General features: G+C 58.8%; 18 protein-coding genes. 9 read left to right on the top strand and 9 right to left on the bottom strand.

Annotated features, from left to right (window positions below; all coding sequences use genetic code 11):
• Positions 1–58 precede the first annotated feature (58 nt).
• Entirely contained in the window at positions 59–955 is an 897-nt protein-coding gene (locus GKN89_RS08820; RefSeq protein WP_154746802.1) for a LysR family transcriptional regulator, read from the bottom strand.
• Between the two features lie 132 nt (positions 956–1,087).
• Between GKN89_RS08820 and GKN89_RS08815 the strand changes: the two genes are divergently transcribed.
• Entirely contained in the window at positions 1,088–1,819 is a 732-nt protein-coding gene (locus GKN89_RS08815) for an isochorismatase family protein (protein WP_084799113.1), read from the top strand.
• Between the two features lie 33 nt (positions 1,820–1,852).
• Here GKN89_RS08815 and GKN89_RS08810 read toward each other — a convergent pair whose 3' ends face one another.
• Both GKN89_RS08810 and GKN89_RS08805 read right to left on the bottom strand, forming a co-directional pair.
• On the bottom strand, positions 1,853–2,200 hold the full coding sequence (locus GKN89_RS08810; RefSeq protein WP_154746801.1) for an antibiotic biosynthesis monooxygenase: 348 nt from the start codon (positions 2,198–2,200) through the stop codon (positions 1,853–1,855).
• Positions 2,201–2,212: 12 nt separating this feature from the next.
• Positions 2,213–3,232, bottom strand: a complete 1,020-nt coding sequence (locus GKN89_RS08805; protein WP_154746800.1) for a cytochrome P450 — start codon at positions 3,230–3,232, stop codon at positions 2,213–2,215.
• 80 nt (positions 3,233–3,312) lie between these two features.
• On the opposite strand from GKN89_RS08805, the gene GKN89_RS08800 reads away from it, so the two are divergent.
• The 5 genes from GKN89_RS08800 to GKN89_RS08780 all read left to right on the top strand — a co-directional run bounded on the left by GKN89_RS08800 (position 3,313) and on the right by GKN89_RS08780 (position 9,042).
• A complete protein-coding gene (locus GKN89_RS08800) occupies positions 3,313–3,996 on the top strand; it encodes a helix-turn-helix transcriptional regulator (RefSeq protein WP_154746799.1) in 684 nt (227 codons plus the stop codon).
• Positions 3,997–4,070: 74 nt separating this feature from the next.
• On the top strand, positions 4,071–4,778 hold the full coding sequence (locus GKN89_RS08795) for a glutathione S-transferase N-terminal domain-containing protein (RefSeq protein ID WP_019454451.1): 708 nt from the start codon (positions 4,071–4,073) through the stop codon (positions 4,776–4,778).
• Between the two features lie 130 nt (positions 4,779–4,908).
• The gene (phoA, locus tag GKN89_RS08790; protein WP_154746798.1) at positions 4,909–6,336 is read left to right on the top strand and encodes an alkaline phosphatase; all 1,428 of its coding nucleotides are present in this window, start codon (positions 4,909–4,911) and stop codon (positions 6,334–6,336) included.
• Between the two features lie 461 nt (positions 6,337–6,797).
• Positions 6,798–8,378, top strand: a complete 1,581-nt coding sequence (locus GKN89_RS08785; RefSeq protein ID WP_063919041.1) for a malate:quinone oxidoreductase — start codon at positions 6,798–6,800, stop codon at positions 8,376–8,378.
• A gap of 205 nt (positions 8,379–8,583) precedes the next feature.
• The gene (locus GKN89_RS08780; RefSeq protein ID WP_154746797.1) at positions 8,584–9,042 is read left to right on the top strand and encodes a helix-turn-helix domain-containing protein; all 459 of its coding nucleotides are present in this window, start codon (positions 8,584–8,586) and stop codon (positions 9,040–9,042) included.
• Positions 9,043–9,118: 76 nt separating this feature from the next.
• Here the strand turns inward: GKN89_RS08780 and GKN89_RS08775 are convergent, their stop codons facing one another.
• From GKN89_RS08775 to GKN89_RS08760, 4 genes are read right to left on the bottom strand one after another with little or no spacing between them, the layout of a single operon-like run.
• Positions 9,119–10,186, bottom strand: coding sequence for a fimbrial protein (locus GKN89_RS08775; RefSeq protein WP_370520183.1), 1,068 nt, complete (start codon positions 10,184–10,186; stop codon positions 9,119–9,121).
• Positions 10,187–10,200: 14 nt separating this feature from the next.
• Positions 10,201–12,795, bottom strand: a complete 2,595-nt coding sequence (locus GKN89_RS08770) for a fimbria/pilus outer membrane usher protein (RefSeq protein WP_154746796.1) — start codon at positions 12,793–12,795, stop codon at positions 10,201–10,203.
• Between the two features lie 12 nt (positions 12,796–12,807).
• Complete coding sequence (locus GKN89_RS08765; RefSeq protein WP_063919038.1) at positions 12,808–13,494, bottom strand: molecular chaperone; 687 nt, start codon at positions 13,492–13,494, stop codon at positions 12,808–12,810.
• A 48-nt stretch (positions 13,495–13,542) separates the two neighbouring features.
• A complete protein-coding gene (locus GKN89_RS08760) occupies positions 13,543–14,085 on the bottom strand; it encodes a fimbrial protein (protein ID WP_033647475.1) in 543 nt (180 codons plus the stop codon).
• Between the two features lie 514 nt (positions 14,086–14,599).
• Here GKN89_RS08760 and GKN89_RS08755 point away from each other — a divergent pair.
• The 3 genes from GKN89_RS08755 (at position 14,600) to GKN89_RS08745 (ending at position 17,737) form a co-directional block, all read left to right on the top strand.
• On the top strand, positions 14,600–15,316 hold the full coding sequence (locus tag GKN89_RS08755) for an EAL domain-containing protein (protein WP_019454458.1): 717 nt from the start codon (positions 14,600–14,602) through the stop codon (positions 15,314–15,316).
• Between the two features lie 21 nt (positions 15,317–15,337).
• On the top strand, positions 15,338–15,928 hold the full coding sequence (locus GKN89_RS08750) for a LuxR family transcriptional regulator (RefSeq protein WP_025159982.1): 591 nt from the start codon (positions 15,338–15,340) through the stop codon (positions 15,926–15,928).
• A gap of 183 nt (positions 15,929–16,111) precedes the next feature.
• A complete protein-coding gene (locus GKN89_RS08745) occupies positions 16,112–17,737 on the top strand; it encodes an FMN-binding glutamate synthase family protein (RefSeq protein WP_154746795.1) in 1,626 nt (541 codons plus the stop codon).
• 110 nt (positions 17,738–17,847) lie between these two features.
• Here the strand turns inward: GKN89_RS08745 and betA are convergent, their stop codons facing one another.
• Together betA and betB are read right to left on the bottom strand one after the other, a co-directional pair.
• Positions 17,848–19,515, bottom strand: a complete 1,668-nt coding sequence (gene betA / locus GKN89_RS08740) for a choline dehydrogenase (RefSeq protein WP_154746794.1) — start codon at positions 19,513–19,515, stop codon at positions 17,848–17,850.
• Between the two features lie 135 nt (positions 19,516–19,650).
• Positions 19,651–21,123, bottom strand: coding sequence for a betaine-aldehyde dehydrogenase (gene betB / locus GKN89_RS08735; protein WP_019454462.1), 1,473 nt, complete (start codon positions 21,121–21,123; stop codon positions 19,651–19,653).
• Positions 21,124–21,127 lie beyond the last annotated feature (4 nt).

Here is a 21,127-nt window from a genome sequence, read left to right as displayed (position 1 = left end):
CGCGAATAGGCGGTAAGATTTGCTCATGTCTAATGAATATGGCAATCCAATACCGTTGTCAATCCGGCGTTCTCAGCCCACATTCACGCACAAACTCGGTGAACAACCTCACCTTCCGCTGCAAATGCCGGCGCGTCGGATACACCGCAAACACCTGGTGCGTTTCGGCGGCCATTGCGGGGAACAGCGGCACCAACCGACCGGCGGCGATCTCGGGATCGGCCACGAACGACGGCAGTGAACCGATCCCCAACCCCGCCACCAGCATATCGCGTAACATCAGGCTGTTGTTGGCGGTGAAGCGCGGCGTTAACGCCACGCTCAGGCTGTCGCTGCCGGCGCTAAACTGCCATTGTCCCGGCCTTTCCGCCAAAGAATACGCCAGGCAACTGTGCCGCTGCAGTTCCTCCGGCGCCTGTGGCACACCGTGCTGCGCCAGATAACCGGGCGCGGCGCAAATCCGTTGCTGTATCTCCCCCAGCGCCTGCGCGCTGAGCGATGAATCCGGCAACCGCCGACGAATGCGCAGTGAGATATCGAAACCGGCCGCCACCACGTCCAACACGCGATCATCCAGCGTCAGTTCTACCTGCAATTGCGGGTAACGCTGCATAAACAGTGGCAACAGCGGCGATAGCACCGTCAGGCCAAACGAGAGCGGCGCATTAACCCGCAGCATGCCGGAAACCTGCTGCGTGCTGGCCGCCACCGTCTGTTCCAGCGCGTCGAATTCGCCGAGCAGCCGGCAGGCTTCCTGGTAATAGAGCTGGCCGGCTTCGGTCAGACTCATGCTGCGAGTGGTGCGCACGATTAACAGCGTACCCAATCGATTTTCCAGCTGCTTAATCTGCTTGCTCAACGCCGCCGGCGTGATCGCCAGATCCTCCGCCGCCTTATAGAAACTGTTGCGTTCGACCACGCGGCGAAAGGCGCGCATCGTCAGTAGCACATCCATATTATGTCCTACGGGTTAATTATAAATTCAATAAACCACAGATTATTAACCCCATCAACATCAGTAGACTTTATCCAACCGCTTCCCTGAGTGGTAAGTGAACTTAATTTACTGATAATCGTGGAGTTAATAATGAAAAAGACCCTATTCGCCCTGATGTTCGGCCTGAGCGCCGCCACCGCCCCCGTCGTCGCGCTGGCGCAATCCCCTGTCGCCGACAGCCGTCAGGCGGGTTATGTGCAACCGCTGACCGCCGACAACAGCCTGTTGCTGCTGGTCGATCTGCAGGACATGTTCGGCATGACCGTTTCTTCTATCGATCAAACCAACCTGGTGAATAACGCCGCCGGTATCGCCAAGGCCGCCAAGGTATTCAATGTGCCGACCATTCTGGCATCGGCCAACGCCAAAAGCTTCGCCGGACCGGTATTCCAGCAGGTGACGCAGGCGCGCCCAGACCTGCAGGTGTACGATCGCACCGCCATCAATGTCTGGCAGGACCGGCGCGTGGCGGATCTGATCAAGCAATCCGGCCGCAAGAAAATCATCATCGGCGGGCTATGGACCGCCAGCTGCGTGATGCTGCCGGCGCTGTCCGCCCTGGGCGAGGGTTATGAGGTTTATATCCTGTCGGACGTCACCGGCGATATTACGCCAGACACGCAAAACAACGCCATGCAGCGCTTGGTGCAAGCGGGCGCTACCCCCATCAATTGGGTGGCGCTGATGCTGGAATGGCAGCAAGACTGGAGCCGCAAGGCCACGGCGGGAGGCGTATTGCAGATCGCCCGCGACCACGGCGCCGCCTGGGGAATGGGCGCCAGCTACGCCGGAGCGATGAAGGTGGGCAGCGAGGCGAAATAAGCGGATGAAAGCCCGCCGGCGGCGGGCTTTTACTCAGGTGCGGTGATAGCAACGGCTGTCCTGTGGTACCTGCTCACGCTGGTCCAGCCCGTAATCCCGCACCACCTCCGCCACCCGCAGCCGATACTGCGCCAACACCTCGCCACGGCCGCGCGCCTGCGCCGCTCGGTGCTGTTCGAGATTGCGCCACTGCTGCACCGCCGCCTCGTCGCGCCAGAAAGAGAGCGACAGCAGGCGCGCAGGATCCGCCAGGCTTTGGAAGCGCTCGATGGAGATGAATCCGTCGATCTGCGCCAGCAGCGGCTTCAGCTCCGCCGCCAGCGCCAGGTAGGTATCGCGCTGCCCGTCGGCGGCCTGCAGTTCAAAAATCACGGCAATCATCCTCGTCTCCTCTCAACGGTAAAACTCCGGCACGCGCGCATTCAGCGAACGGCGCCACTGCACCGATTTCAACGCCCGCTCATCAATATCCAACGAACACAGATGCGCAACGCCGCAGCGCGCGATAATCCTCGCCCAACGTTCGCCCGGGCAGCGGTGCGCCCCCGCGCCGAAGGCCAGTCCGCCGTCGGCACCGAGCAGCAGCAAGACGGTCTCCCCCACGCGCAGCGTGCAACCGCCAAGCTGCGTCTCGCGCAAGACGAAACGGCGCGTGTTTTGGATCGGCGGCGTTAGCGCCCGTATCCGATCCAGCGCAATGTCCACTTCACCGTTCTGCCGAGCCAGCCAATACGCCTGTCCGATCCAGCCCGCCGTCGCCTCACAGGCCTGAAACAGCAGGCCGAGCGCATTGGCCAACTCAAGCCGGGCATCGCCAATCTCCCGCTCCAAAGCCTTGCGCAGCACGCCATGCTCCGCCATCAGTTGGGCGCTGAGCCGCTGCGCTGCCGCTATACCCCGCGCCAGCTGCGGCGGTGTGCTGCCGGGTGCGATACAGCGGACGAAGTCCAGACCGTCGTCGATCAGGCATGGCCATTGCGCCCTGGGCACACCCAACAATGCGCCGAGGCTGCAGAGTGGCAATCCGTAGTTAAAGCGAGTGATCGCCGCCGCATCGGGCACCTTTGGCGCTAACCACTCAGCGCATTGTGCAGCGGTTTGCCGAACCAGGGCATCCGAACAGACGGCCAGCGCCCGCTGCAGCGCCGCTTTAAGCGCGTGGTGCTGTTCGCCGTCGCGCATCCGCACCAGCCCGGCGAACAGCGGCGCCATCGGCGTCTCCAGCAAGGCCACCGGCACCGGCTCATCGGCCGGCCGAACGCCGAGATCGGCATTGAGCAACGCTTCCCTCACTAGCTGCGGCGCCGCGGCCACCCAACATTGCCATGCGCTATCCCAGCTCAGGGGCGGCAGAGCGCGATAATGGGCCTGCGGCTCGGCGGCGAGCGCGGCGGCATAAGGACACACGGACATGGTTTTCTCCCTCGTAACCAGATGGCGATAACCACAGGCTAACGATGGACGCGCCGTCATACTTCGTCTAACCTCGAAGTATGCATAACATCGAGATAGAAGATCGTTTAGCGGCGCTCAGCGCCGCCATCGCCGACCGCACCCGGGCGCGTATGCTGTGCCTGTTGATGGACGGGCGCGCCTACACCGCCACCGAGCTCAGCGCGGCGGTCGAGGTTGCTCCCTCCACCGCCAGCGCGCATCTGGCGAAACTGCTGGAGCAGCGGCTTATCGCCTGCCTCAAACAGGGACGTTACCGCTATTTTCGGCTGGCCGCGCAACCGGTGGCCGCCGCGCTGGAAGGCCTGATGGCACTGACGGGCGTGCCGCGCCCGTCGGTGAAGAGCAGCACGCCGACCTCGCTGCAATATGCCCGCACCTGCTACGACCATATGGCGGGCGAGGTAGCGGTGAAGCTGCACGATCGGCTGCATGCGCTGAACTGGTTGAGTGGCGAGGAAGACTACCGCTTAAGCGACGCCGGTCAGGTCGCGCTGGCGCGGCTGGGCGTCGATTGTTCCCCTGCCCCCACCCGCCGCCGTTTCGCCTGCGGTTGCCTGGACTGGAGCGAACGCCGCGTCCACCTCGGCGGCGCGCTTGGCGCTGCGCTGCTGAACGCCTTTATCAAACGCGGTTGGATGCTGCGCCAACTCGACAGCCGCGAGCTGCAGCTGACCGACGCCGGTAAAAAAGCGCTGGCCGCACATTTTGAACTCACGCTGTAGCTCAGCGTCGGGGTAGTTTTACTGCAATACTCAAGGGGTACGCTTAAACGATCCCGCCAACCCGAGGAGTTTCCATGCTCGATTCCACCCAATTCCCGATCGTCAAACGCTGGCCGGCTCAGCATCCGGAACGGCTGCAGCTCTACTCTCTGCCGACGCCGAACGGCGTCAAAGTGTCCATCATGCTCGAAGAGATCGGCCTGCCCTATGAAGCGCACCTGATCGACATCGGCAACAACGAAACCTGGACGCCGGAATTCCTGGCGCTGAACCCGAACGGCAAGATCCCGGCGATCATCGATCCCGACGGCCCCGATGGCCGGCCGCTGCCGCTGTTCGAATCCGGCGCTATTCTGCTCTACCTGGCGGAAAAGAGCGGCCGCTTTCTGCCGCAGGATCCGGCACAGCGTTACGAAACCATTCAGTGGGTATTCTTCCAGATGGCGGCGGTCGGCCCGATGTTCGGCCAGCTCGGTTTCTTCCACAAATTCGCCGGGCGCGAATATGAAGACAAGCGGCCGCTGGAGCGTTACAAAAATGAATCGAAACGCCTGCTCGGCGTGTTGGAAACGCGCCTTGAAGGCCGCGACTGGATCATGGGGGCGGACTACAGCATCGCCGATATCTCGCTGCTGGGCTGGGTGCGCAATCTGATCGGCTTCTATGAGGCGCGCGAGCTGGTAGAGTTCGACCGCTTCCCACGCGTCGCGCAGTGGCTGGAGCGCGGTCTGGCTCGGCCGGCGGTGCAGCGCGGGCTCGCGATCCCGGCGCGCGCAGCCTGAATGCCAAACGGGATGACCGTCGGGTCGTCCCATTTTCGCTGTCATAAAATTGTCATCCCTCTGCTCTACTCTCCTTACGTAACAATTTGATGTTATTTACATTGTTGTATTACGACAAGGAGCTTACCCCATGCAACCTGCTGTATCCCTGATCGCCGGCGCCGTGCTGTCCGCCCTGCTCTGTTCCTCCGCCCTCGCGGCGGAAACCTCGGCCAATGCCGATGGCCTGACCGAGCGCGCCGCGCGCGGCAACCTCGTCGAACCGGGCGGCGCCCGTCGTCTGGCCGGCGATCAGACCGCCGCGCTGAAGGCGTCGTTGTCGGACAAACCGGCGAAAAACGTGATCCTGCTGATCGGCGACGGCATGGGGGATTCCGAGATCACCGCCGCGCGCAACTACGCTGAAGGCGCGGGCGGTTACTTCAAGGGCATCGACGCCCTGCAGCTGACCGGGCAATACACGCATTACTCGCTGGACAAGAAAACCCACAAGCCGGATTACGTGACCGACTCCGCCGCCTCGGCCACCGCCTGGGCCACCGGGGTGAAAACCTATAACGGCGCGCTCGGCGTAGACGTGAACGGCAAAGACCAGCCGACGCTGCTGGAGATCGCCAAGGCGGCCGGCAAGGCCACCGGCAACGTCTCCACCGCCGAACTGCAGGACGCCACGCCGGCGGCGCTGGTGTCGCACGTCACCTCGCGCAAATGCTATGGCCCGGAGGAAACCAGCGAGAAATGCGCCGCTAACGCGCTGGAAAACGGCGGCCGCGGCTCCATCACCGAACAGCTGCTGAAAACCCGCGCCGACGTCACACTGGGGGGCGGTGCGAAATCCTTCAACCAGTTGGCGAAAAGCGGCGAATGGCAGGGGAAATCGCTGAAAGACCAGGCGGCGGCGCAGGGCTATCAGTGGGTCAGCAACGCGGATGAACTGCAGGCCGTCACCCTGGCCAACCAGCAAAAACCGCTGCTGGGCCTGTTCGCCGACGGCAACATGCCGGTGCGCTGGCTGGGGCCGAAAGCCAGCTACCACGGCAACCTCGACAAACCGGCGGTAACCTGCGAAAACAACCCGGCGCGCACCGCCGCCACGCCAACGCTGGCGGCGATGACCGAAAAAGCGATCGCGCTGCTGAAAGACAACCCGAACGGCTTCTTCCTGCAGGTAGAGGGCGCGTCGATCGATAAGCAGGATCACGCCGCCAACCCATGCGGGCAGATTGGCGAAACCGTCGATTTGGATGAAGCGGTGCAAAAAGCGCTGGCCTTCGCCCGCGCCGACGGCAACACGCTGGTGATCGTCACCGCCGACCACGCGCATTCCAGCCAGATCGTCACCGCCGACGCCAAAGCGCCGGGCCTGACCCAGACGCTGACCACCAAAGACGGCGCGCCGATGACCCTGAGTTACGGCAACTCGGAAGAGGAGTCGCAGGGGCACACCGGCACCCAGCTGCGCGTTGCGGCCTATGGCCCGCACGCCGCCAACGTGGTGGGCCTGACCGATCAGACCGATCTGTTCTTCACCATGCGCGATGCGATGGGCATCAAGTAACCGCCTTGTGAATCCTGGCCGCCCGCAATGGCGGCCATTTATTATTGGTTACCGATGCGTATTTGCAATTTAACCGCAATTATTGTGTGATAACGAAATAACGTTTAATTGCGCGACAATTAACCCTTGGAAATAACGCGGTTATATAGCCCTTCTCCCCTCGCTGTTTATTCCTGCGACAACAACCGGCCGTTTTTTGCTTATATTCATTTTTTTTAGTTACAAAAGTAGTTTTTAACATTCTCGCAAACAATAATACCCCGCCAGTAACGTGAACCGATCAATTTGCATCCGGACGGCCTGCAATAGTTCACTTTTCGTTAAAAACCCTATTAACAAAAAGGCATTATCGCTGCCTATCGGCTCACGCCGGGCGGTCGGCTTCATTATTTTCCAGGGTAACTCCCGCTAAATTCTTTCACCTGCAATGAGTAGAATTTACACACAAGAGATTTAATTCAATGAGAAAATTACTCGTCCTGATTTTCAGTCTCAGCCTGTTTAGCGTTACGCAGCAGGCGGCGGCTGAAGAGAAGAATAAAACCGTCGACGTGGTGTTGATCGGCGGCGGCATCATGAGCGCCACCTTGGGTACCTATCTGCATGAGCTGGAGCCGACCTGGACCATCGACATGTACGAGCGCATGAACGGCGTGGCGGAAGAGAGCTCCAACGGCTGGAACAACGCCGGTACCGGCCACTCCGCCTTCAGCGAAATGAACTACACGCCGGAAAAAGCCGATGGCACCATCGACATCAGCAAGGCGGTGAAGGTCAACGAGTCTTTCGAAATCTCCCGTCAGTTCTGGTCTTATCAGGTGAAAAACGATGTCCTGAAAGATCCGAAATCCTTCATTAACAGCGTGCCGCACATGAGCTTCGTGTGGGGCGACGACAACGTCAACTTCCTGCGTAAACGCTACGCGGCGCTGCAGCACAGCACCCTGTTCCGCGGCATGGAATACTCCGAAGATCCTGCGCAAATCAAGCAGTGGGCACCGCTGGTGATGAACGGCCGCGATCCGGCGCAGAAAATCGCCGCCACCCGCATGCCGCTGGGTACCGACGTCAACTTCGGCGTGATCACCCACCAGCTGGTTGACGCGCTGAGCACCAGCGACAAGTTCAAGCTGAACCTGAGCCACGAAGTGCGCGACATCAAGCGCAACGCCGACCAGACCTGGAGCGTGACCGTTGCCGATCTGAACCGCGACGGTAAAGAAACCACCGTTAACGCCAAGTTCGTGTTCATCGGCGCAGGCGGCGCATCCCTGACCCTGCTGCAGAAATCCGGCATCCCTGAAGCCGACGGCTACGGCGGTTTCCCGGTCGGCGGCCAGTTCCTGGTCACCACCAATCCGGAGATCGCCAACCAGCACCTGGCCAAAGTGTACGGCCTGGCCAGCGTAGGTTCGCCGCCGATGTCCGTGCCGCACCTGGATACCCGCATGCTGGACGGCAAGCGCGTGCTGCTGTTCGGGCCGTTCGCCACCTTCTCCAGCAAGTTCCTGAAGAACGGCTCGCTGTTCGATCTGCTGCACTCGCTGAGCACCTCGAACCTGATGCCGATGACCCACGTCGGTCTGGATAACTTCGATCTGGTGAAATACCTGGTCGGCCAGCTGATGATGAACGACGACGATCGCTTCGCCGCGCTGAAAGAGTACTTCCCGGACGCCAAGCAGGAAGACTGGAAGCTGTGGACCGCAGGCCAACGCGTGCAGATCATCAAGAAAGACGCGGATAAAGGCGGCGTGCTGCAGTTCGGCACCGAAGTCGTCAGCTCCGAAGACGGCAGCATCGCCGCTCTGCTGGGCGCTTCGCCGGGCGCTTCCACCGCTGCACCGATCATGCTGCATCTGATGGAAACCGTGTTCAAAGACAAAGTGGCGACGCCGGAATGGCAGAGCAAGCTGAAAGAGATCATCCCGTCTTACGGCCACAAGCTGAACGGCGATATCGAGATGACCAACAAGATCCGCGGCTACACCAGCAGCGTGCTGGGTCTGAACTACATTGAAGTGAAACCGGAAACCAACTGATTTCCCATCATTTCTTGCTGAAAAGGCCGCTTTATGCGGCCTTTTTTCTATACCCCTGCCGCTCAAAGAGCATTTTTGGCCACCTTTTTACCCCCGCTTCACCCTTGCGTAACGGCGTGCTCGCGCCTATTATCAAAGTATATTCTTGGATAATTAAGCTAAGTCACTGTGACCTGAATGTCGTTTTTGCGGGAGAACTAAAACCATGGATCGCGTCAATATCATTCACGATTTACTAGACTGGATTGAAACTCATCTGGATCAACCGCTGCTGCTGGACAACGTCGCAGCCAAGTCGGGCTACTCCAAATGGCACCTGCAGCGCATGTTCCGCAGCACCACCGGCCATGCACTCGGCAGCTATATCCGCGAGCGGCGTCTTTCGCAGGCGGCGCAGGCGCTGCGTTCCAGCCCACGCCCGATCCTGGATATCGCCCTGCAATACCACTTCGATTCTCAGCCTTCGTTCTCACGCGCCTTCAAGAAACAGTTCGGCAAAACCCCGGCAGTGTACCGCCGCACCACCCGCTGGGACGTCGCGGAATGGCCGGCGCAGCCGGTAGAGGCGGAGGCCGAACAGCGCCATGATGCCCCTACGCTGCCTCGTTGGTATGCGGGCAAGCCGCCGGAAGGCGTCTGCACCAGTTGGATGGGGCTGCGTTAATCGGCACGCTGCAAAGTACAAAAAAAGGGTTCAGTTCGCGAAGAACTGAACCCTTTTTTATCGAAGAGACACCGGATTATTTGAAGGTGACGTCGACGTTGGCGGTGGCGTTGAACACCCCGGTCTTCGGCGTATTGGTCAACCACTTCAGGTTCGCGATAAAGGTCTCTTTCACTTCGTTCTGCTTATCCTGCAGCACACCGCCGAAATCCACGTTAGTTTGCAGAGGGATCGGTTTTTTACTGGTGTCGCGCTGCTGCGTCAGGAAGATTGCCACGCCCGGTTGGGTGGTCGGCAGGATCTGCGTGTTGTCTGACGGATCGGCATTGGTACTGCTAAAACTGGCTTGCAGAGACTGGCCGGCGCACTCGCCGCCGCTCAAGCTGGCCTTGATGTCGAACGGCACCTGTTTGGCGATAGTGCCGGTTTTGGCGCTGGAAGTCGTCAGCACGCCGAAATCGACGCTGGCGCCGTTGTTGGCCAATACGGTGATCTGCGGGTTGCACTGAATCACGCGGATCTTGTCCAACCCTTTGATATAGGCGTTAAAGTTGCTGTCTTTGGTGGCGTTCAGCCCCAACTCACCATCGATCTGGAACAGCGACGCGCGCGCCAATGGCGGGAAGTTACCCGCCGGCGGTTTCACCCCGGTGGCTTTGATATACACCGAATAGGTGGCAGTCACCGCCTGAGGATCGGCTTTTCTTCTGTTACTACCCGGTTTGGTACCCGGCCCCAAATCAGGGCCCGTCGGCCGGTTGGAGCTTTGCTTCAGGTTGATCGCGTCATAATCACGCCCGTTGATCGATACCCCAATCTCCAGCGACTTATCCAGTGCACCGAACGAGTTCTGCGGGTTCCAATAGATGTAAGCGTTCTCTCCGCGCGGGTAGTTATCCGTATCCCAACAGGTAAAGGTCGAGGTAAAGTTCTGCGAACGCCAAATCAGGTTGCCTTTGACGAAGTCGCTGGCGGCCAGCACGATCGGGCGGCCGACATCGATATCCTGCGTTACGCTGCCAACCGGGTTTTTTGAACCCGTCGAGTTGCCGAAGCGGCACTGCATCGCCGCCGCCTGTTGCGCCATCGCCAACCCCGCCAGCCCCACCACCGACAGAAGTGTGTTACGTGCTAATTTGCTCAAGTTCATGGTGTACCTTACAGTTTTTGGCATTGCAGGGTCAGTTCCTGATATCCCATGGCCGCTTGTTTGTCGCCCACGTCCGCCGGAATCGGCAGTACGCATTGCTGATCGGCTTTCGGACCCCATTTGATCGTCAGTTTCTCACCCGCTTTCACGCCGGAAACATAGGTTGCGCCTTCCAGGCCCACGGTGCCGCTGTTGCGGCCGGACTCGTTGAACACTCCGGCGCCGATGGCCGGATAACCGTTGTCACCCAGACGAGCGTGAATCAGCAGGCTGACGCCCTTGAAGGTATCGAAGCTCACCTTCACCACCGACTTCTCGGTCGGCACCACTTGCTTACTGGCCACCGGCACATCCAGGCCCGGCCCGAAATCTTCGGTGCGCAGCGCTACATAGTTGTAGCGGTACGGGTTGGCCGACGGCACAACCGCATAACCGAAGCGATCGATGGTCACGCCCGGCTGGTTTTCCAGACGCACGCCTTTGGCGTCTTTCGCTTCCACCAGCAAGATGGTGTTCTGCAACGGCTGCGTCAGGGTCGCGCCGCCGGAGTGCACCAGCAGGCCGCCGGAGACGCCCAGCCCTTCCTGGCGGTATTTCGAGCTGTAGGCATAGCTACCGTCGATGTTACCGATGCTGCTGCTGTAGCCCAGGTTCAGGTTGCTGCTCTGACCGGAGGACTGCGTATGCCCGGTGGAAACTGAGTAGTTCATGCGACGGTCGTCCAGCATGGTGCCGCTGATGCCGGTCGAGTAGCTGTCGCCGCTCTGTTTGCTGTGCGCCGCGCTGAAGTTGGCGGTGGTCGAGTTGTTGCTCTGGCCCCAATCCAGCGGAATCGACATAGTGAAGTTCACGCTGCGATCGGAATAGCCGTACTGGCCGCGCGTATCCTGCAGATAAACCCCGTAGGAAATACGCTTGAAGCCGTCATTGTAACCCAGTTGAATCGTGCGATCGTTGCCGGACACGCCCCAGTAGTTCTGGTGGCTCACGTTGGCGTACAGGCTGGCGCCCGCCCACAGCTGCTGGCTGAGCGACAGCTCGACGCGTTCACGCTTGTTGCCGTAGCGCGCGGTGTATCGGGTACGTTTCTGGTTGTTGCTCCAGGAAGGCTGGCCCGGCTGCAGATCGTTCGGATCCCAGTAATCGTTGGCATAAATGCCGTTGCGCCAGCTGTTGCGCTCCTGGACCGCATCGCTCAGATCGTAGTAACCGGAAGTCGCATAGCGATAACCCGCCAACTGGAAGTTGGTGCCCATCTGGTTGAGCGACTTGGAGTACAGGAAACGGAAGCTCTGCCCCTGCTTGCGATCGCCATTCGCCAGCTCGGTATCAGAGATAGAACCGTCCACGGAGATGGCCCCCCATGATCCCAGGCTCTTACCGATACCCACGGCAGCAGAACGGTAGTGCTCGGCGATGATGGCGCCGCCGAACGGCGTCAGGCCATAGTTCATGCCGTATGCCGCAGTACCCTGAATCAGTTTCGGCTGATAGCCGCCGTTACCGTTGTGGTATTTACCGGCGGTCAGCTGGAAGTTCCAAATGCCTTCGCGCAGCATGTTGGCCACGGAAGAGTAGGCGACGCTGAACGTTTTGTGCGAACCGTCGGCCTCGTTCACGGTGACCTGCAGGTCACCGTTGTTAGTATGCGGATAGACGTCGTGGATCTCAAAAGGACCCGGCGCGACGTTGGTACTATAGATGACGTAACCGTTCTGACGGATCTCGACGCGGGCGTTGGTCGCCGCCACGCCGCGCACCACCGGCGCATAACCGCGCAGGCTGTCCGGCAGCATGTCGTCAACGCTGGAGAGTTGCACCCCGCGGAACTGGAAGCTGTTGAACACGCTGTTGTTGGTGCTCGCCTGGCCCATCACCAAACGGCTGCGCCAAGGCACGATATCGGTCTCGGCCCAGGAGGAGACGTTGGTCCAGTTGCTGCTACTGCCACTCTGCTTGTCCCAAGTGGAGTTGTTGCGCAGGCGCCATCTGCCCAGGTTGAGGCCGCTGTTCAGCGCGAGGAACATGTACTCGCTGTCGTCGGCGTCATCTCGGCGATAGCTGTTCTTGTTGTAGTTGAAGTTATAGTTGGCGAACAGCGCGTTGATGCCTTCATCGTACATGCTTGGCGGGATCGCCCCGATCGCGCTCAGATCCATCATGGTCTGAGGCACGGAAATGTTGATCTGCTGCACCGCCGCGTCATAGCTGACGGTGGCGTCTTTAATCAACTCAGACACATCAACACAGCTGCCGGCCTGCAGCGTTTCCGGCAGTTTGATGCCGTAGTTGCGCAGGTCTTCAACTTTCAGGCAGGGTTGAGACGCGGTCTGGCCTTTAACCTGACGAAAAGTAACATCCTTATGATCGACCTGGGTCAGGTTGACGTAGATGTCGAATGGGTAAACGCCCGGTTGCAAAGCATCGCCCTGGGCGACCGCTTCCGCGTTGCTCAGGTTTTCATCGCCGTGAATAAACGACATGTTAAACTCTGCCAGCGCCGCTTCACTCCATAACATCGGCGCACTGGCAGCAATGATTGCAATTCGGATCAGCTGTGTCAGCCGCGTCGTTCCGCCTGCTACTCTTCGTTGATTTGCCATTCCCTGTCTCTCTTATTGTACTGGAACGTCCTTGACTTCCGTTCTACCGCCAAAATCGTTGATATAACTGAAAGCAATCTTGTTGCCGACGCTGACGCCCGCCGGGATGTTGATCGATAAGCGATCTTTCGGGCTCACCATGTTGGCGTCCACATCCACGGTCTTGCCTGCGCTGTTTTTCAAGTGCAGCGCCCCAAAGGTAATATGCAGCGGCCCATCGTTAACCACTTGCAGACGTGAACCTTCACGCTGCCAACGCAAGTTTTGCACTTGCTCGTCCAGCGTCGTTTTCAACGCCACCGGCCGGTAAAAAAGTTTGATTCGGGTACGCACCGCAACCTGAAGCACGTTTTCTTGCTTCGGCGCCGGTGGAATTTCCTGCACGTTAATCCACAGCAGGGTTTCTTTATCCTGAGGTAAGCCATTACCGGAATAGATAAAGCGCAGAACTGCAGTTTTAGCAGCGTCCAATTTCAGAATCGGTGGAACGACAACGACAGGCAGATTTTTCGGCACTTGGTTTCTGTCACCGGTGTCCAGCCAGGTCTGCACCATATAAGCTTCTGAAGCATCGTTATGAATCGGCAGAGAGGCGGATTTGTCATCGCCTTTATAGATCACGCGAGTGGCATCTACCTGGATACCGGCGTAGCTGTTAAAGGCGCCCAGCATCAGCAGAGCAGCAAAGAACTTTTTCATCGGTTTCCTCTACGGGCCATCCTTGGCCGTGTGTGTCCTGAAAGACGATTATTTGTATTCGATAGTGAACGGGCTGGTAGCGTTAGCCAGACCTGCAGTTACGTTGCTATCGAATGAACGGTAACGAGCCTGCAGGTTGAAGGTCGCTTTACCGTCAGCAGCGATGGTGACTTTCGCTACGTCGTCGTTGATGTTGGAACCGTCGCCGATAGCGAATGGCTTGCCATTGTTATCGGTGATTTCGATACCCACGCCGGTAGCTGCTGCGCCAGTGCCGCCAACGTTGCTTACGGACAGCAGGTCTGGGTTGCCAGCAACGGTGTTACCGTCGAAGCGCAGGCTGTAATCGCCGGCATCACATTTTTCCAGAGAGATCTGGAAAGCTTTAGAAGCGGATTTAGAACCCACGGTTGGGAAAGCAGAAGTTGGGTAAGTACCCAGGTAAACTTCTTTATTCTGAGTATCGCTAGTTACCTGGCAGGTAGACTGTTTGATTTCACCGGTGAATTTAACAGTGCCGTTTGCTGCCATTGCGTTGGAAGCAGTTGCAGACAATACCAGGGCAGCCAAAGGCAATAATACTTTTTTCATTTCCAGCTCCATAGAACAATAAAATAATCGATTCAGTGGCGGGCTTATATATATATTGCCGCCACTGAGCATACACTCAGCGATAGCACTCCCTTGCTGAAAAGGAGCGTTGCCTCGATGAACTCATTGCCGGACGAAATATAGACTAAGCATATTCTTAATGTTAAATCGTTTAAAACATTCATAAGGCCCCTCTTGATAGGAATAAACTATCGGCGAATACCTATCGATCGATGTTGACGATTCATACGAATAGGAATAATCTGTGTTTGGGAAAGCTGCAGAGTTCAAGATTTTGCGATAAGGCCTGAAAATCAGAACATTATCCCGAATATTTACATTTAGTAACAGATTGCGACGTTTGGACTTTGGCACGAATTACGCGTTAAATGGTCTGTCGACACGCTTCGGCCATTCTGGCGCTTTAAATAAGAAATTTACCAATAACCCCGGAGTAACTTTCTTTTTTATTATTTAAAATCAACAAGTTAAATATCAATCCAAGGATTGGGAAATGAGCGGTTCTTTCAGAGAGAAAAATAACGGCATTAATTATGTTTTTCAGCCAATGTTCGCAAAATCGGGACAATTGCTGGCCGTTGAATGTCTGTCTCGCTTTACGTTTAATAGCGAATATGCCCATTTTTCTCCTGAACAGTTCTTTCGCCACGCCGACAGCGCCACCCGGATTGCGATTTTGATGGATCAGATCAATCTGATCGATAAATACAAACACTGGTTTCATGAAAACCAAGTGATAGCCACTTTGAATGTTGACGATTATTCCCTGCAATCGCTGGCGAATAGTCACTTTGCCGAAAGAATTAATGCTATGCGCTGTATTCATTTCGAGATCAGCGAGAATTCAACCCGGCTGGTGAAAGATCGCGTACACGGCGATCCGTCATTGAATAGTTATTCATTTTGGCTCGATGATTTTGGTTCTGGCTATGCGGGTTTTTCCGCGTTGTACAACAGTCAGTTCCGCTTCGTTAAGCTCGATCGTTTTCTGCTTTGGGACTTTATGAAAAAGTCCGGCGGCGAGGGCTTGATGCGCGCGTTGCTGCGCTTCTTTTACCTTAATCATTACAAGGTAATTATCGAAGGAGTTGAAACTCCCGAACACAAGAAATGGCTGGATGAAATGCCATATTACGCACTGCAGGGAAAGCTGTGGAAGGAATCCAGCATCAAGGATTTGAACTCGCTTCTTACAGCTGAATACTTTTAACTCGGTATTGGTGTTTGCCCTATGTCTAAAAACAACGTTCTTGTGATTAGTGAGTGTAAGTACAGCTATGTTGGCCTGTCGGTGCTGCTGAAGAAACATTACGGCGCCTACGATATCCGCCTGTTTTCCGATTTCATGCACGGCGGCGCCAAAGCAGAGAAGATCACCAAGCACGACATTGCGCTGATTTTCACCTCGCAAAATCTGGAACAGAGCGTCAACGTGATAGAAAGCCTGGTGTCCCTGCACCAGCAGTACAACAGCAAGACGCGCCTGCTGGTGTTCTATGACGACGAACGCGTGGTGAAACTGCTGTCGATCCTGGGGATTTCCGTCGAGTTGGTCTCCACCCGCATTCCGCTTTATTCGCTGCAGGAAAAAATCCAGCGGCTGCTGGAAAGCACAGAACCGGGCGGCATCAAGGTGCAGAAAACCCGCGAGCTCAGCCCGGCGGAAAGCGACGTGATCTTCAATCTGCTGCGCGGCGACAGCCTGCTGCACATTGCGGAAAAGCGCGGTACGCACCCGAAAACCATCTTTTCGCAGAAATACAGCGCGATGAAAAAGCTGCGGCTGCGCAGCATGAGCACCATCTTCGTCGCCGGCAAATAACCTGCCCTGGCTTGTTGCGCGGTGCGCCGCGCGGCAACCCGCCCCCTCGCCGCGTTAAATTAATGTAACAACCGGCGACAAAGCAGCAACAGACACACAACATCCTCTCCTGTTGGCTACGATTTGCACACGGACTATCCGTGAGTCATGTCGTGTGGATTAAAATAAACATCAGGAGATGTTATGAAGTCGTCCTTATTCAGCCGCTATACCTGCTTTGTGCTGAGCATCTTGCTCACCCTGGTTTTCTTGATCATGATGCACAACCATCCGTGGTTCTGGCTGCCGGCCCTGGCCTGCGGCTGTCTGATGGTGCTGGGTATCTACGATCTCACGCAACAGCGCCACGCCATCTGCCGCAACTACCCGATCATCGGCCGCCTGCGTTTCTTCTTTGAATTCATCCGCCCGGAGCTGCGCCAGTATTTCCTTGAACAGGATAATGAAGAGATCCCGTTTTCGCGCACCCAGCGCACGCTGGTGTATCGCCGGGCGAAAAACGAGATGGGCGACAAGCCGTTCGGCACCCTGCTGGATGTGTACCAAACCGGCTATGAGTGCATCGGTCACTCCATGCGGCCGGTGGAAGCCGCCGACCCGACCAGCTTCCGCATCACTATCGGCGGCGCCGACTGCCGCCAGCCCTATTCCGCGTCAATCTTCAACATTTCGGCGATGAGCTTCGGCGCGCTCTCCGCCAACGCCATTCGCGCGCTCAATCTCGGCGCGGCCAAGGGCAACTTCTACCACGACACCGGCGAGGGCAGCATCAGCCGCTATCACCGCGAAAACAACGGCGATCTGGTGTGGGAACTGGGCAGCGGTTATTTCGGCTGCCGCACCGCCGACGGTCATTTCGATCCGCGCCGCTTTGCTGAACAGGCGCAAAGCCCGCAGGTGAAAATGATTGAAATCAAGCTCAGCCAGGGCGCCAAGCCAGGCCACGGCGGCATTCTGCCGGCGAAAAAGGTGGATGCGGAAATCGCCGCCACCCGCGGCGTGCCGCAAGGCGTCGATTGCATCTCGCCGGCCTCGCACAGCGCCTTCACCACCCCGCTGGAAATGATGCAGTTCATCCAGCAGCTGCGCGAGCTGTCTGACGGCAAGCCGGTCGGTTTCAAGCTGTGCATCGGCCACCCGTGGGAGTTCGTCGCCATCGTCAAGGCGATGCTGCACACCCGTATCCTGCCGGACTTCATCGTGGTGGACGGCAAGGAAGGCGGCACCGGAGCCGCGCCGCTCGAGCTTTCCAACTATATGGGCATGCCGCTGCGCGAAGGGCTGCTGTTCGTGCATAACACGCTGGTGGGTTGCGGCCTGCGCGACCAAATCAAGGTAGGCGCCAGCGGCAAGATCATCAGCGCCTTCGACATCGCCAGCGTGCTGGTGCTCGGCGCCGACTGGGTGAACTCGGCGCGCGGCTTTATGTTCGCCGTCGGCTGCATCCAGTCGCAAAGCTGCCACACCAACCACTGCCCGACCGGCGTAGCGACGCAAGATCCGCTGCGGCAAAAGGCGCTGGTGGTGCCGAACAAGTCGGAACGCGTCTATCACTTCCATCAAAATACGGTGAAAGCGCTGGCGGACATGCTGGCGGCGGCCGGCGTCAGCCGCCCGGAGCAGCTGACCTCGCACCATATGCTGCGCCGTATCACGCCGACCGAGATCAAGGTATACGCCGATATCTATTACTATCTGGAGCCGGGCGCGCTGTTGCAGCCGGAGATCAAAAGCGAGTTCTACGCCCGCATGTGGCGCATGGCGACGCCCACCAGTTTCGATCAGGCGATCTCGCTGCCGGCGGCATGATGGGATAAGGGATAAAAAAGAGAGTTGCCCCCTCGCCTTGGGGAAGAGCATATGGAGAGGGGTTGCTTGCTACGGCGGCCCTCCCCCTCAACGGCGAGAGGGCGTGTCGGTTACAGCTTGCGCACCGGCGCATCGCCGGCGACGTAATAGTCGGCGGTACTGCGCGGCAGCGGCGCGCGCTGGCGAATGCGATCGGCTAACTTCTCGGCGATCATAATGGTGGTGGCGTTCAGGTTACCGGTGATGATCAGCGGCATAATCGACGCATCCACCACCCGCAATCCTTCCATGCCGTGCACCCGGCCCTGGCCGTCGACCACTGCCATCTCATCCTCGCCCATTTTGCACGAACAGGACGGGTGGAAAGCGGTTTCGGCGTGCTCGCGCACGAAGGCGTCCAGCTGCTCGTCGGTCTGCACCTCCGGCCCCGGGCTTATTTCGCGGCCGCGGTATTCGTCCAGGGCAGGCTGCGCCATGATCTCGCGCGTGATGCGAATGGCGTCGCGGAACTCCTGCCAATCCTGCTCGGTCGCCATGTAGTTGAACAGAATGCTCGGGTGTTGACGCGGATCTTTCGACTTCACCTGCACCCGGCCGCGGCTCGGCGAACGCATCGAGCCGACGTGCGCCTGGAAACCGTGCTCTTTCACCGCGTTGCTGCCGTTGTAGTTAATCGCCACCGGCAGGAAGTGATACTGAATGTTCGGCCAGGCGAACTCTTCGCGGCTGCGGATGAAGCCGCCGGCCTCGAACTGGTTGCTGGCGCCGATGCCGGTGCCGTTGAACAGCCACTCCGCGCCGATCTTAGGCTGGTTGAACCATTGCAGCGCCGGGTACAGCGACACCGGTTTCTTACAGGCGTACTGCAGATACATCTCCAGGTGATCCTGCAGGTTTTCCCCCACGCCCGGCAGATCGTGCACCACCTTGATATCCAGACTGTTCAGCAGCGCCGCCGGGCCGACGCCCGAACGCTGCAGGATCTGCGGCGAGGCGATGGCACCGGCGCACAGCAGCACTTCGCGCCGTGCTGTGGCGTGAGTCAGCTGATTGCTGTCGCCCTGCAAATACTTGACGCCCACCGCACGCTTGCCGTCGAACACGATATGGTCGGTCAGCGCATGGGTAACGATTTTCAGGTTCGGCCGCGAACGCGCCTGATCCAGATAACCGCGAGCGGTGCTGGCGCGGCGGCCTTTCGGCGTCACGGTGCGATCCATCGGGCCGAAGCCTTCCTGCTGGTAACCGTTCAGATCGTCGGTACGCGGATAGCCCGCCTGCACGCCGGCTTCCACCATCGCGTGGAACAGTTCGTTGTTGCCGGCTTTCGGCGTGGTGACGCTCACCGGGCCCTCGCCGCCGTGGTAATCGTTCGGGCCGATATCGCGCGTTTCCGCCTTGCGGAAATACGGCAGGCAGTCCAGATAGGTCCAATCTTCCAGGCCAGGCGCCTTGGCCCAGTTGTCAAAGTCCATCGCGTTGCCGCGAATGTAACACATGCCGTTGATCAGGGACGAACCGCCCAGCCCTTTGCCGCGGCCGCATTCCATCCGGCGATTGTTCATGTGCGGCTCAGGGTCGGTTTCATACGCCCAGTTGTAGCGGCGACCCTGCAGCGGAAACGCCAGCGCGGCCGGCATCTGGGTACGGAAATCCATCCGGTAATCCGGGCCGCCGGCTTCCAGCAGCAGGACGCTGACGTCGGCGTCTTCGGTCAATCGGGTGGCTAACACGTTGCCGGCGGAACCGGCACCGATAATGATGTAGTCAAATTCCATTCATTATCTCCTTACTTTATAGGCCTGCATGAGACGAAAACGCGAAGCGCGGATCCACAACAGGCGGTGTATTTGGCTCTCTGGGGATTGTCGGCCGCAGCCAACGCGGCTGCGGCTCGAAAGACGACGGGAAGATCAGAATACCGAGGCGTAATCGCCCAGCTCAACCTGCACCGATTTGATCTGGGTGTAGTGCTCCAGCGTGGTCAGACCGTTCTCGCGGCCGACGCCGGACTGCTTGTAACCGCCGACCGGCATTTCCGCCGCCGACTCGCCCCAGGTGTTGATCCAGCAAATGCCGGCTTCCAGCTGATGGATCACGCGGTGCGCGCGAGCCAGATCGTTGGTCACCACGCCCGCGGCCAGGCCGAAGGTGGTGTCGTTGGCGCGGCGCACCACTTCCTCTTCGTTCTGGTAACTGAGGATGCTCATCACCGGCCCGAAGATCTCCTCGCGCACGATTTCCATGTCGTCGCGGCAGTCGCTGAACACCGTCGGCGCCACGTAAGCGCCCTTGCCGAACTCGCCGTGGGTGACGCGTTCGCCGCCGCACAGCAGGCGCGCGCCGCTGTTTTTACCGCTCTCGATAAAGCGCAGCACCGACTCCATGTGCGCGAAGCTGACCAGCGGCCCGAAGTTGGTCTGCGGATCGGTCGGATCGCCGAGGCGAATGCGCTTCACGCGCTCGAGGATCTTCGCCTCAAACTGCGCCTGCAGCGCCGCCGGCACGAAGACGCGGGTGCCGTTGGTGCACACCTGGCCGGAGCTGTAGAAGTTGGCCATCATGGCGATATCGGCGGCGCGATCCAGATCGGCGTCGTCGAAAATAATCAGCGGCGACTTGCCGCCCAACTCCATGGTGACTTCCTTCAGCGTCGACCCCGACGCGTTGGCCATCACCTTCTTGCCGGTTTTCACCCCGCCGGTGAAGGACACTTTGGCGATGCCCGGATGGTCGGTCAGGTACTGCCCCACCTCCGCGCCGCTGCCAGTCACCACGTTGAAAACGCCGTCCGGCAGGCCGGCTTCGGTGTAAATTTCCGCCAGCTTCAGCGCCGTCAGCGACGTGACTTCGCTCGGTTTGAAGATCATCGCGTTGCCCGCCGCCAGCGCCGGCGCAGACTTCCACAGCGCGATTTGAATCGGGTAGTTCCAGGCGCCGATGCCGGCCACCACGCCCAACGGTTCGCGGCGAGTGTAAACGAACGAGGTATCGCGCAGCGGGATCTGTTCGCCTTCGATGGCCGGGATCAGGCCGGCGTAGTACTCCAGCACGTCGGCGCCGGTGACGATGTCCACTGCGGTGGTTTCCGACATCGCTTTGCCGGTATCCAGCGTTTCCAGCGCCGCCAGCTCATCGTTGCGCTCGCGCAGAATATCCACCGCGCGACGCAGGATGCGCGAACGCGCCATCGCCGTCATCGCCGCCCACACTTTCTGCCCGCTGGCCGCGCTGGCCACCGCACGATCGACGTCTTCAGCGCCGGCGGACTGGACTTCGGCCAGTACTTCGCCATTCGCCGGGTTAATGGCGTTGAAGGTTTTTCCAGCGGTGCTGTCTACATAGGCGCCATGAATATAGAGCTTCTGCAAGCCAAAACGGGACATAGGA

This window comes from Serratia sp. YC16 (assembly GCF_009707615.1).
GTDB lineage: Bacteria > Pseudomonadota > Gammaproteobacteria > Enterobacterales > Enterobacteriaceae > Serratia > Serratia surfactantfaciens.
This window is presented reverse-complemented; position numbering and strand designations above follow the sequence as displayed.